General features: G+C 61.3%; 10 protein-coding genes. All 10 read right to left on the reverse strand.

Annotated elements, in window-relative coordinates; translation table 11 throughout:
* Positions 1-7: 7 nt before the first annotated feature.
* Positions 8-1,318 (reverse strand): ABC transporter substrate-binding protein, encoded by a 1,311-nt coding sequence (locus ACL2XN_RS10050; RefSeq protein WP_413730735.1) that lies wholly within the window; start codon positions 1,316-1,318, stop codon positions 8-10.
* Entirely contained in the window at positions 1,319-2,386 is a 1,068-nt protein-coding gene (locus ACL2XN_RS10055; RefSeq protein ID WP_413727028.1) for an ABC transporter ATP-binding protein, read from the reverse strand. It abuts the gene before it with no gap.
* Complete coding sequence (locus ACL2XN_RS10060) at positions 2,386-3,210, reverse strand: phosphodiesterase (RefSeq protein ID WP_413727029.1); 825 nt, start codon at positions 3,208-3,210, stop codon at positions 2,386-2,388. The genes ACL2XN_RS10055 and ACL2XN_RS10060 overlap by 1 nt, the downstream gene beginning before the upstream one ends.
* 10 nt (positions 3,211-3,220) lie before the next feature.
* Positions 3,221-4,051 (reverse strand): carbohydrate ABC transporter permease, encoded by an 831-nt coding sequence (locus ACL2XN_RS10065; RefSeq protein ID WP_410015991.1) that lies wholly within the window; start codon positions 4,049-4,051, stop codon positions 3,221-3,223.
* Positions 4,041-4,913 carry a carbohydrate ABC transporter permease gene (locus ACL2XN_RS10070; RefSeq protein ID WP_413722343.1) on the reverse strand — a complete coding sequence of 291 codons (873 nt, stop codon included), beginning with the start codon at positions 4,911-4,913 and terminating at the stop codon, positions 4,041-4,043. The genes ACL2XN_RS10065 and ACL2XN_RS10070 overlap by 11 nt, the downstream gene beginning before the upstream one ends.
* A 160-nt stretch (positions 4,914-5,073) precedes the next feature.
* Positions 5,074-5,739 (reverse strand): DUF1345 domain-containing protein, encoded by a 666-nt coding sequence (locus ACL2XN_RS10075; protein ID WP_413722342.1) that lies wholly within the window; start codon positions 5,737-5,739, stop codon positions 5,074-5,076.
* 235 nt (positions 5,740-5,974) lie between these two features.
* A complete protein-coding gene (locus ACL2XN_RS10080; protein ID WP_413722341.1) occupies positions 5,975-8,401 on the reverse strand; it encodes a membrane-bound PQQ-dependent dehydrogenase, glucose/quinate/shikimate family in 2,427 nt (808 codons plus the stop codon).
* A 230-nt stretch (positions 8,402-8,631) separates the two neighbouring features.
* Positions 8,632-9,588, reverse strand: a complete 957-nt coding sequence (gene dusC / locus ACL2XN_RS10085) for a tRNA dihydrouridine(16) synthase DusC (RefSeq protein ID WP_413722340.1) — start codon at positions 9,586-9,588, stop codon at positions 8,632-8,634.
* 259 nt (positions 9,589-9,847) lie between these two features.
* The gene (rhlE, locus tag ACL2XN_RS10090; RefSeq protein WP_413722339.1) at positions 9,848-11,272 is read right to left on the reverse strand and encodes an ATP-dependent RNA helicase RhlE; all 1,425 of its coding nucleotides are present in this window, start codon (positions 11,270-11,272) and stop codon (positions 9,848-9,850) included.
* Between the two features lie 237 nt (positions 11,273-11,509).
* A complete protein-coding gene (gene tcyN, locus ACL2XN_RS10095) occupies positions 11,510-12,265 on the reverse strand; it encodes an L-cystine ABC transporter ATP-binding protein TcyN (RefSeq protein WP_413722338.1) in 756 nt (251 codons plus the stop codon).
* Positions 12,266-12,348: the final 83 nt, after the last annotated feature.

The raw sequence follows: 12,348 nt of genomic DNA on the forward strand, positions 1-12,348 counted from the left end.
AAAGTGCTTACGGCAGTTTCAGCGCCGTTTGATCCACATAGGGTTTCATCAGCCCGTCCGCCTCCTGCTGGGCATCGCGCGCCGCGTCGTCCACCTTGCGCGATTTGTCGGTCACCAGCGATGCCAGCTGGTTTTCGATGGCCTGGCGCACCGCCACGGTCTCATAGGTGGCATACCAGGGATGTGCGTATTGCAGCTGCTGCAACGCCACCGCCGCGCGCGGGTCCTGGGCCAGGTACGCTTTCATTTCCGGCGTGTCGTAGGCCGCCATGCGCGGGGCGAAATAACCGGTAAAACGGCTCCAGGCGCCGTTGACCTCCGGGCTGACCAGGTAGGTCATAAACCGGTAGGCCGCCTCTTTCTGCGCTTCACTGATACCTTTGAAACTGACCAGGCTGGCGCCGCCGATAATTACCGCCTGCCGCTCCTTGGCCGGCAGCATCGCGACCTCCAGGGTGAAATCGCGGCTGTTTTCCCGCATATACCCCAGCGCCCCGGTGCTGAGCAGCGCCATGCCCAGCTTGCCGGAGAAAAACGCGGCGCCTATCTGTTTGGAATTCAATACTCCCGCCGGCATCACCTCATCGCGATACACCAGGTTCTGCCAGAACTGCAACGCCCCGCGCGTGCTGGCGCTGTTGTAATACACTTCGCCCGGATAGGCGGCATTATTAAAATTACCGCCGTTGGCGTGGGTCAGCGCCGAGAGCATCCAGCCGCCGTAATCATCGTTGGTGGAAGGGATCATGATGCCCCACTGCCCGGTATTTTTATCGGTCAGCTTTTTGGCATCCGCCACCAGTTCCTCCCAGTCGCGCGGCGGATGGCTGATGCCAGCCTTGGCAAACATGTCCTTGTTGTAATACAGAATCGGCGTGGAGTTGTGGAAGGGAATGGCGTAAGTCTGGCCCATCACCTGGGCGTTTTGTTGTACCGCCGGGAAGAAGTTTTTTTGCAGGAAGTCGGTGGCCGACTGCTTTTGCGGCGCAAATTTAAACAATTCGTCCATCGGCAGGATTTCATTTTTCAGCGCCAGATCGACGGTAAAATTGGCCGACATAATCACCAGCGCCGGCGGCGAACCGGCCTTGGCCGCCGATTCGGCCTTCATTTTGGTGGTGTCGTAGTTGCCGGTAAAAATACCGCGTACCTCCACCTGATCCTGCGACTGATTGTATTCCCTGATGACGCGGGTCATCTCGGTGGTCAGCTTGCCGTCCACCGGCGCCGGGAACATAAAATCAATGGTGTCTTTCGCCAGCGCTCCATGGCTTAACGCCATGCCGGTCAGCATCACTAGCCAGCCATATCTTTTCATTTACTGCTCCTGTAATAAATTGCGTTGGCTCGACACCGCGAACAGATAGCTGTCGCGGGACGAAAAAGAGAGGTTCAGGTCCTGGCCTACGGCGGCAACCGCGCCGCGGTTTTCCCGACGGTACTGCACCCGCCCCGCCGGGGTATCCAGCGTGATAAGGTATTCCGCGCCGTGCAGTTCGCGCCGCAGCACCCGGCCCCGCAGCGCCGCACCCGGTTCCTGCGGGTGTTCCGTCAAATGCTCCGGCCGGATACCGAAAAACACCGCGTCTTCACCATAGTCCGGCAGCCGGGCAATCGATTGCCCCATCAGCCAGACCTGCTGGTCATGCACAGGAAGGCGCAGGATGTTCATCGCCGGCGTACCGATAAATCCGGCCACGAACATATTGGCCGGCCGCCGGTAGAGCGCCTCGGGCGTGCCCGTCTGCTGCAGTCGCCCGTCGTTGAGCACCGCGATCCGGTCGGCCATGGTCATGGCCTCGATCTGGTCGTGGGTCACGTAGACGGTGCTGGTTTTCAGGGTATGGTGCAGCGCCATGATGCCGTCGCGCACTTCGCCGCGCAGCTTGGCGTCAAGATTGGACAACGGCTCGTCCATCAGGAACAGCGCCGGCTCGCGCACGATGGCCCGGGCCATGGCCACCCGCTGGCGCTGGCCGCCCGACAGCTGCGCCGGCTTGCGATCCAGCAACGCCTGCAGTTGCAGCAGCCCGGCGACCTTCTCGACCCGCTGCGGGAACTGCGCCTTCGGCTCGCCGCGCATTTTCATGCCGAACAGAATATTGTCCCGGACGGTCAGATGGGGAAACAGGGCGTAATTCTGGAAGATCAGCGAAAAGTTACGCTCCCGGGGCGGACGCGCGCTGATATCCACGCCATCGAGCAGAATCTGCCCGCTGGTGGCGCTATCCAGCCCGGCCAGCAGGCGCAGCAGCGTGCTTTTGCCGCAGCCGGACGGTCCCACCAGCACCAGAAACTCCCCGTCCCTGATCTCCAGATCGATATCCCGCAGAACATCGGTCCCGCCAAATTTTTTTCCTAAGCCTTGGACGACAATGGCCGACATCAGCAGCCCTCGCCCGGACAACTGATGCGCGAGTCGTAGAGCCAGGGACCGGCGTAATTGGCCAGGGAATGGTAGCTGGTCACCAGGCCGACGCCCGGCACCAGGTTATGCATCATCATGGCTCCCGGCTCCAGGCTGTAAAGCGGACGCGGGTCGGTATGCATATAGGGCACCTGGTGCACGGTGGCGGGCGCGGAACAAATCAGCGCCTGGCGAAATTGGGTGGCGATCATCCGGTGGACATGGCCGCAGAATACCCGGGTCAGCTGCGGAAACCGTTCTATCAGGGCCAGCAGCGCCTCGCCGTTGCGGCAGGCGATGGGATCCATCTGCGCCGAGCCGAACGCCACCGGCGGGTGGTGCATAAACACGTAGCTTTCCTTATCGTCGCGGGAAAGGCTCTTTTCCAGCCAGTCGAGGGTAAAATCGCTCAGGTGCCCCCAGGACGCCCCGGCCACCGATGTATCGATAAACAGCAGACGCACCGGGAACTCATCGACTTCATAGGCCATATTGTCCGGATCGTGGCCCAGCCGCGGGCACAGTCCGCTGAAGGCATCCAGAAACAAGGCCTTATTGTCATGGTTGCCGGGGATCAGATACAGCGGATAGTCAAGCTGGCCGAGAATATGGCGCGCCAGGCGATATTCAGCGGGTTCGCCGCAGTTGACCATATCGCCGGTAATGATGACCGCGTCGGGACGTTCCGCGAGGGCGTTGACCCGGTTGATGATTTCCGCGTTCATGGCGTTAACATCGATAAAATCATACAGCCGGGCGCCCCGGCTGCGGAAATGCATGTCGGACAATTGGGCGAGATACATCGCTATCCCCTTATTTAATACCGGAAAAACCAAAACCACTGAGAAAGTGCTTTTGGCATAAGATAAACGCCACCATCAGCGGCAGGCAGACCATCAGCGAACCGGCGCTGATCATGCCCCACTGCCCGCCGGATTCCGCCCCCATGGCAAAGGACGCCAGCCCCACGGTAAGCACCTGCTTATCGGGATCGTTAAGCACCATCAGCGGCCAGAGAAATTCGTTCCAATGATAGGTAATGGTCACGGCGGCAAACGCCATCAGCGCGGGACGGGTCATGGGCAGCAGCACATACAGCACCACCTGCCACCAGCGGCTGCCTTCCATCAGGGCCGCATCCTCCAGTTCGCGCGGAATATTCAGAAAGGCCTGGCGCATCAGGAAGACGCCGAAGGCCGACGCGAAGTACGGCATCATGGCGCCGGTCAGGGTGTTGAGCAGGCCAAGCTGGTGCAGGGTCATCATATTGGGCACCATCAGCATCACCGGCATGATCATCAGCTGGATCAACAGCAGGTAAAACAGCAGGGTTTTACCGCGGAATTCATGGTAGGCGAACACATATCCGGCGGTGGTGATGGTGACCAGCTGTACCAGGAAGGTCCCCAGCGCGAAAATCAGCGTATTGGCATACAGCCGCAGCCAGTCGGCGCTGTCCCAGGCCCCGGCAAGCGTGGCCAGCGTCAGCGGCCGGCGCGGCACCAGCGAGGCCATCGCGGATGAAAAACTGTCCGGGCTGATGGCGGCGGAAAACATCCACAGCAGGGGCGACAGCCACAGGAAAGCGGCGCACGCCAGCAGCAGGGATAAGGTTCGCAGCGGAAACGACGGGTTAGCGCTCATAGTGCACCCCTTTTTCCAGGGTGCGCAGATTCAGGATGGAAATCACAAACAGCGCCACCACGGTAAAAAAGGTAGCGGCCGAGGCTTTGCCGAAATCATGGCTGTTATTGGCCAGATCCTGGATGTAATACAACAGCACCGAGCTGGCGTGATTGGGCCCGCCCTGGGTCATGATGGCCACATGATCGATTTGGGTAATGGAATACACCAGGGCGATAATGATGACAAAGTTAAGCGTCGGCCTGAGCAGCGGCAGCTGGATGTACCAGAATATCTGGCGTTCCGACGCCCCTTCCATCAGCGCCGCCTCGCGCGGCGACGCGGGCAGGCCTTGCAGGGCGGCCAGGAAAAACAGCATATAATAGCCGGCAAATTTCCAGATGCCGACCAGCGCCAGGGCAAACAGCGCGCTATTGCCCATGCCGAGGTAATTAATGCCCATGGGGCCGGCAACCTTAGCCAGGTAATAGTCCAGCAGGCCCAGGTTGGGAATAAAGATAAAGGTCCAAAGCGTAGCGGCGCTGACCAGCGGGATAATGGTGGGGAAAAAAAACGCCGCGCGCAGCAGCCGGTTGAACCGGGTATTGCGCGCCAGCCAGACCGCCAGCGACAGCGCCAGGATCACGCCGGGCACCACCGTCACCAGGATATAGAGCAGATTATTGCCGACCGAGAGCCAGAACACCCGGTCCTGGAACAGGCGGACAAAATTATCCAGGCCGACAAAGGGCGGGTTATCGGTGGCAAGCCGCGAGTCATACAGGCTATCCACCAGCGAGCGCAACAGGGGAAAATAGGTGAAGCCGGCTAAAAATATCAGGGTGGGCGCGAGCAGCAAATAGGGAAACAGGCGTTTTAACATAAATAGACTTCTGCACAGCTTCAGCAAGTGGCCCCTATGCTAAGGGCCATGCTTGACAGTTTTAAGACAATGAGATGACGGAATCAAGATCCCCGGCCGCGGAAGCTACCGCGCTACGATGCCGGGGCGGCGCCGCAGGCGCCAGGAGATGGACGCAAGGCTATCCCAGCAGGCCGGCGCCGACGTTTATCGACAGGCCGAGGATGGCGAGGTTGAAGATAAAAGAGATGACCGATTGCAGCAGCGCTGCCTTGCGCGCCTCGGTGGTGCCGGTGGCGATGTCCGCGGTCTGCGAGGCGACGGCGATGGTGAACGAGAAATAGAGAAAATCCCAGTACAGCGGTTTTTCCGGGTCTTTGGGAAACAGCAACGGCACTTCAGCAACATCCCGATCGCGGTAGAACAGATGGGCATAGTGCATGGCAAACGCCGTGGGCAGCAGCGCCCAGGAGACCACCAGCGTCACGCCGGTCAGGATCAAATGCCAGGCTTTCACCGAACCGGAAAGCTGTTTCACCGTGCTCAGCTCCAGCAGGATCACCAGTACGCTGACCATACAGGTCAAGGTCACCAACGCCAGCACCGTGCTGGCGCTTTCGTCCTGGCGCAAGGCGATGGCGTGCATATCCTCCGGCCCGGCGCGCATCATCTCCCACCACAGGAATACTAAATACAGCCAGGCGAGGGCGTTCCAGCTTATCATCAGGCGCAGCAGCGTGGAAAACTGCGCGGGCAGGCACCAGTAGCAGATCACGCCGGCGGCGATGGCGATCAGCAGCCGGGGCCGCGCGGTAAAATAGTGCTTAACGGGATGGAGAAAACGCATGTGTCTGGCCGGACCTTAGTAAACGTGGCGATAACCGGCTGGCCCGCGGCAAGGGCCCCGGGCACCCGGCACGGCGGGGATGAGCGTAAAATAGAGCCTGCCGGTGAAAAAGACAAGGAACCGCCGGTAATATAGTTCCTTTAACGCCGGATAGGGCCGTGCGAAGGAGGGTGCGGCCGACGTCATGCCGTTAGCGTCCCGCGTCCGGATAGAAATCGGTCCGGCGCGGGATAGCCTAGCGCGCCGCATCCTTGGGCAGGGCATAAGCGACGATGGCGTCTCCCGGCTCGGTACGCAGGCCGCCATGGCCGCCGGCGGCAATCACTACATATTGGCGACCGTTCCCGCCCAGGTAGGTCATCGGCGTCGCCTGGCCGCCCGCCGGCAGGCGTGCCTGCCAAAGCTGTTTGCCGGAAGCCTCGTCAAAGGCGCGCAGATAGTTATCGGCCGTGGCGCCCATAAAGACCAGGCCGCCGGCGGTGATGATATTGCCGCCGATGCTGAAGATACCGGTCGGCAACGGCGCATTGGTATGGGTATTAAAGATATTCATATCCCGCGTGGTGCCCACCGGCCGCTCCCAGGCGATTTTCCGGGTCTGCAGGTCAATCGCCACCAGTTTCCCCCAGGGCGGCGCGCTGCAAGGAGCGCCGAGCGGGGTCAGCCAGGGTTTGACCACCGCCGCGTACGGGGTGCCGTACTGCGGGCCGACGGAAAAATCTTTGGGTTTGGGATAGGGCTGTTTGCTGCCCCAGCCCGCCCAGGGTTTCATCAGCCCCTTGTTGATCGCCTCGGCGGCGGGCATGGTCTCCACCGTAAAGGGGATGTAGCTGGTATTGGCGATAAGCAGGTGCCGCGCCGGGTCGATGGAGGCGCCGTACCAGTCCATCACGCCGTCAAAGGCGGGATACGCGATAGTGGTGCCAAGCGTGGGCGGCGTGTACTGGCCATGATAGATGGCGCGTTTAAACTGGATGCGGCACCACAGCTGATCGAGCGGCGTGGCGCCCCACATATCCTGCTCTTTCAAATCGGCGGGCGAGAGGTTCGGCATACCCACCGAGTCCGGCTGGGTGGGGGACAGCGTATCGCCCGGCAGCAAGGGCTGCGTCGGCACCGGTTTTTCAATGACCTGCGCCAGCGGTTTGCCGGTGGCGCGGTCCAGCAAAAACAGCTGGCCCATTTTGGTGGTTTGCACCAGCGCATGCACGCTGCCGACGCCGTCGGGCGACGGCAAATCGACCAGCGAAGGGCCGATGGGCAAATCAAAGTCCCAGACGTCGTGATGCACGGTCTGGAAATGCCAGCGCTCCTTGCCTGTCTCGATATCCAGCGCGACCAGCGCGCTCGAGTATTTATTATCGAACGGACGGCGGGCGGCGCCGTAGTAATCAGGCGTGGCGTTGCCCAGCGGGATATACACCAGCCCGAGATCGGTATCGGCGGTATAGGTGCCCCATCCGTTCGGCGTGCCGCGCGTGTAGGTCTCGCCCGGCTTGAGCGGCGCGGTGGGATCCGGCCGGCCCATATCCCAGGCCCAGGCCAGTTTGCCCGTTACCGGATCATAGGCGCGCACTACGCCCGACGGCTCGCCGCGCGCCTGGTTGTCGTAAATCCACCCTCCCAGCACCACCCGGTCCTTCACCACCAGCGGCTGCGAGGTAATAAAATGAAAGCCGGGCGGCACATCGCCCATCTGGTCGGTCAGGCTGACAAATCCGCGATCGCCGAAATCGTCACAAGGGCGGCCGGTATCCGCGTCCAGCGCCATCATTTGCGCATTGCCGGCGGTGGTGATTATGCGGCGGGCGCAGGCCTGTCCCGTATCGGCCGGCGCGGCATAATACGCCACGCCGCGGCAGGCGAGATATTCGTTGGCGGCGGTATCCGTATGCGGGTCATAGCTCCAGATGGGCTTGCCGGTGGTGGCGTTCAGCGCGATAACGCGACGATGCGGGGTACACAGATACAGACGATCGCGGATCTTAATCGGCGTTACCTCGAAATTAAATTCCCGGCCGTCCTTATCCTCGCCCTCGCGCGGCAGATCGCCGGTATCATAACGCCAGGCGGGCTGCAATTGGCCGACGTTAGCGGGGGTCAATTGCGCCAGGGGGGAAAAGCGCTCGCCGGCGGCATTGCGCCCGTAATAGAGCCATTGGTTACGCTGCGCGTCCGGGAACGTCGCCGTTTGCGGCAATGGCGCCGCAACCGCCGCGTTATGGACAAACCGGGTCTCGGTGACGTGGAAGCCGGCCCCAAAAATGCCGAGGATAGCGGCCAGGTAGATCACCCCGGCCGCCGTGGCCCGGCGTCTGTCGGAACGCAACGGGAATACCGGCCGGGTGATAAACGGCATGCTGCACCACAAGCCGAGCAGCGCCGGCACCAGCAGGCGGGGCAGCAATTGCCAGCCGTCAAAGCCGACTTCATAGACCGCCCAGGCCAGGGTGGCGATAAAGGCCAGCAGATACAGCCACCAGCCGGCCGCCTGCCGACGGGCAATCATAATCCCCGAGGCGGTGAGCGCCACACCAGCCAGCGGATAATAAAACGTGCCGCCAAGCGTCGCCAGCCAGGTTCCCAGCCCGATAAACGCCAGGCCGAAAAGAGCGATAACCACACCGGTAATACCGGGAAAGGACAGCAGACGACGCAGCATAGATACTCCTGATGCACCACAGGTTAAAGGGAGAGTGTGTCGATGGGCCATAGCGGCCTTGAGGGTTACGGCCATCAGGTTTATGGTCTTGCGCGGTGGGCCTGGCGCCGCCAAACGGACCCGCGCGCCATGCCGGCGGCAAAGCCGGTTTAACCCCGATTAACACCCTGTATAACCATAGCAAAACGTTGGCTTTTTGAAGGGAAAAAATGCCTATGGCGGCGGCATGGTTACGCGCAGCGGCTCCCGGCTTGCGTCTGGCGGCCAATCACCCGGGCGATGTCCGCGGAGGTTTTTAAAACCCTGATGTCGCCAAACAGCGTGGCGGCCTCGTCATACTCCTGGCGCAGGAAACCCAGCCATTGCTTGATGCGCGCCACATGGTACAGGCCGGTGTCGCCCTGCTTTTCCTGGCGCACATATTTTTGCAGCAGATCAACCACGTCCGGCCACGGCATCCTGGGTTCACGATATTTTATTACCCGGCTCAGGTTCGGCAGGCTTAGCGCGCCGCGCCCCAACATCACCGCGTCGCAGCCGGTTACCGCCAGGCAGTCGCTGGCGCTTTTCCCGTCGCGGATTTCACCGTTGGCGATCACCGGGATGGTTAAACGCCGGCGGATTGCCGCAATCGCCGGCCAGTCGATGCATTCCGCTTTGTAACCGTCTTCCTTGGTCCGGCCGTGGACCACCAGTTCAGTGGCGCCCGCCTGCTGGACCGCGTCGGCAATTTCCATGCTGCGGTGCGGGGTATCCCACCCCAGGCGGATTTTTACCGTCACCGGCAGATGGGCCGGTACGGCGGCGCGCATGGCCTTGGCGCCCCGGTAGATAAGCTCGGGATCTTTCAGCAGCGAGGCCCCGCCGCCGCTGCCGTTTACGGTCTTGGAGGGACAGCCGCAGTTGAGATCCACGCCCAGCGAGCCGAGCTGCACCGCGCGCCAGGCGTTTTCCGCCAGCCATTCGGGATATTGACCCAACAGCTGAACCCGCACCGGGGTACCGTCGGGCGTCCGGCTGGCATGATGCAGTTCCGGACAGAGGCGATAAAAGGATTTGACCGGCAGCAGGCTGTCCACCACCCGCAAAAATTCGGTGATGCAGAGATCGTAATCGTTAACCTCGCAAAGCAGTTCCCGCACCAGCGAATCGAGAACGCCTTCCATCGGTGCCAATAATACGCGCATAAAGTACCCGGCCGGAAAGAAGCGCCATAGTAGGTGATGAGGGGTGGCAAAATCAACGCTTTTACCGCCCTGCCCGGCGGCAAATGGCGCCTATAAAAAAACCGCCGCGCTTGCGCGGGCGGTCTGCTGATCGGGTGTCAGGGGTAAATACGGGGCGGATACCGCCGGTCGCATGACCGGATGCCCAACGCGGGTAAGCGGCGCCAGGATCCGCCTGCAACCCTGGGTCAAACCAGGGCTTCAGGCCAGGGGGCGCGGCTTATTTCTTGCCGCGGCTGTCGCGTGCGCCTGAACCCGCGTAAGCGGAGGAACCGCCGGCCGGGCGGCGCGGCGCGGCGCCACGTCCCGGCTGCGAGGCGCCTTCGCCTGTACGGCGGCGCTGGGGCGGACGACCCTCGCGGGCTCCGCCTTCGCGCGCGCTGTTGCCGCTGTCGCGGGCGCCGCCGCCGTTACCGGACGACGGGCCACCGCGGGAAGCGCCGCCACGGGACGGTCCGCCGGAACGGCTGCCGCGGCCGGTTTGCAGCGGCTCGGCCTTAATGGTCGGATCCGGCTCATAGCCGGGCACCGCGATGCGCTGGATCGGTTTTTTCAGCAGGCGTTCGATATCGCGCAGCAGGCCGAGTTCATCAACGCAGACCAGCGACAGCGCCTCGCCGGTGGCGGCGGCGCGGCCGGTACGGCCGATGCGGTGCACATAGTCTTCGGCAATCAGCGGCAGCTCATAGTTGACGACATGGGGCAGCAGATCGATATCCAGGCCGCGCGCGGCGATATCGGTGGCCACCAGCACGCGCACCTGGCCGGCTTTGAAGTCGGCCAGGGCGCGGGTACGTGCGCCCTGGCTTTTATTGCCATGGATCGCCGCCGAAGTGATGCCGTCTTTATTCAGCGCTTCCGCCAGTTTATTGGCGCCATGCTTGGTCTTGGTAAATACCAGCACCTGACGCCAGTCGTGCTTGCCAATCATATAAGACAGCAGCTCGTGTTTGCGCTTTTTGTCCACCAGGTGGACACGCTGTTCAATCTGGTCGGCGGTGATATTGTCGCGTGCGACGGCAACCGCGGCCGGATTGCTGAGCAGGGTATTGGCCAGCACCTTGATGTCATCGGAGAAAGTGGCCGAGAACATCAGGCTCTGTTTTTTCGCCGGCAGCAGTTTCATGACGCGGCGAATATCGTGGATAAAGCCCATGTCCAGCATACGGTCGGCTTCGTCCAGCACCAGAATTTCCACGCTGGACAGATCGACGGCACGCTGCTGCGCCAGATCCAGCAGACGGCCGGGGGTGGCGACCAGCACATCGACGCCGCCGCGCAGCTTCATCATCTGCGGGTTAATGCTCACGCCGCCGAAAACCACCAGCGAACGGATGGAAAGATGGGCGCTGTATTCCACGACATTTTCGCCAATCTGCGCGGCCAGCTCGCGAGTCGGGGTCAGGATCAACGCCCGTACCGGACGGCGACCTTTCACCGCCGGGCTCTGCTGGGTCAGCAGTTGCAGAATAGGCAGGGTAAACGCGGCGGTTTTACCGGTGCCGGTCTGTGCGCTGGCCATGATATCGCGGCCTTGCAGCACAAACGGGATAGCCTGGGATTGTACCGGAGTCGGCTTGTCATAGCCCTTCTCGGATAACGCACGCAAAATCTCGGCACTTAGGCCAAGTGATTCAAATGACATAATAATGAAAAACTCCAGATCCGCCCCGACGTCGCCTGTCCAGTCTGCGCTCAGGGGGATAATCAGATGGGAGGCAAAGCCTTACCATGGTGAACGGACAAAAACTATTGAACGGATTGTAGCAAAATTACCGGCAAAATGGGATGGGTATCAGGTAAATAACTGTAATCTACCCCGCCCAGCCGGCGTCCCGCATGGCTTTTGTTGCTGAAAAACCAGAGAAAAATGCTCTAAACATTAATGGGCATTAATAAACTTATCCAGGAATTGTTTGGTTCGCTCGTGCTCGGGATGGGTAAAAATCGCCTTGGCCGACCCCTGTTCGGTGATAACGCCGTGGTCCATGAATATCGCCCGGTCGGCCACATCGCGGGCAAAGCTCATTTCATGGGTAACGATAATCATGGTGCGTTTTTCTTCCGCCAGCGCGCGGATGGTGTTCAGCACTTCGCCCACCAGTTCGGGATCCAGCGCCGAGGTGGGTTCGTCAAACAGGATCACCTCGGGGCGCATGGCCAGCGCGCGCGCAATGGCCACCCGCTGCTGCTGGCCGCCGGAGAGGCGCTTGGGATAAGCGTCTTCCTTGCCGCTCAGACCCACCTTGGCCAGCAGTTCCCGGGCGCGTTCGATAGCCTCGGCGCGCGGCTCGCCCTTGACGACCACCGGTCCTTCGATAATGTTCTCCAGCACCGTACGGTGGGGAAACAGATTAAAGCTTTGGAAGACAAAGCCCACCTGCTGGCGCAAGGCGCGGATTTGCCGTTTTTGCGCGCTGAGCGGCCTGGCGCCGTCAATGACGATCGACCCGACCTGGATGGTGCCGCTGTCCGGCTCCTCGAGTAAATTGATGCTGCGCAGCAGGGTGGTCTTGCCGGAGCCGCTGGGGCCGACAATGGCCAGCACGTCGCCGGTATTCACTGACAGGTCGATGCCGTTCAGCACCCGTTGGCCGTTGAAGGTCTTGACCAGCTGCTTGACTTCAATAGTACTCATTACGACTCCCGATCGTATCAGCGCGTGTCACTATCCCCGCGGGGCGACTGTTTAAAACCCAGGGCGCAGATTATCATGAGCGC

The organism is Sodalis sp. RH22, from assembly GCF_047324165.1.
In the GTDB taxonomy this organism is placed as follows: domain Bacteria; phylum Pseudomonadota; class Gammaproteobacteria; order Enterobacterales; family Enterobacteriaceae; genus Acerihabitans.

Bases quoted from the DNA above. Each gene is read 5' to 3' on its own strand.
- ACL2XN_RS10080 (WP_413722341.1), bottom strand. From the start codon at position 8,401: ATGCTGCGTCGTCTGCTGTCCTTTCCCGGTATTACCGGTGTGGTTATC.
- rhlE (WP_413722339.1), bottom strand. From the start codon at position 11,272: ATGTCATTTGAATCACTTGGCCTAAGTGCCGAGATTTTGCGTGCGTTA.
- ACL2XN_RS10060 (WP_413727029.1), bottom strand. From the start codon at position 3,210: ATGTATCTCGCCCAATTGTCCGACATGCATTTCCGCAGCCGGGGCGCC.
- dusC (WP_413722340.1), bottom strand. From the start codon at position 9,588: ATGCGCGTATTATTGGCACCGATGGAAGGCGTTCTCGATTCGCTGGTG.
- ACL2XN_RS10075 (WP_413722342.1), bottom strand. From the start codon at position 5,739: ATGCGTTTTCTCCATCCCGTTAAGCACTATTTTACCGCGCGGCCCCGG.
- ACL2XN_RS10055 (WP_413727028.1), bottom strand. From the start codon at position 2,386: ATGTCGGCCATTGTCGTCCAAGGCTTAGGAAAAAAATTTGGCGGGACC.
- tcyN (WP_413722338.1), bottom strand. From the start codon at position 12,265: ATGAGTACTATTGAAGTCAAGCAGCTGGTCAAGACCTTCAACGGCCAA.
- ACL2XN_RS10065 (WP_410015991.1), bottom strand. From the start codon at position 4,051: ATGAGCGCTAACCCGTCGTTTCCGCTGCGAACCTTATCCCTGCTGCTG.
- ACL2XN_RS10070 (WP_413722343.1), bottom strand. From the start codon at position 4,913: ATGTTAAAACGCCTGTTTCCCTATTTGCTGCTCGCGCCCACCCTGATA.
- ACL2XN_RS10050 (WP_413730735.1), bottom strand. From the start codon at position 1,318: ATGAAAAGATATGGCTGGCTAGTGATGCTGACCGGCATGGCGTTAAGC.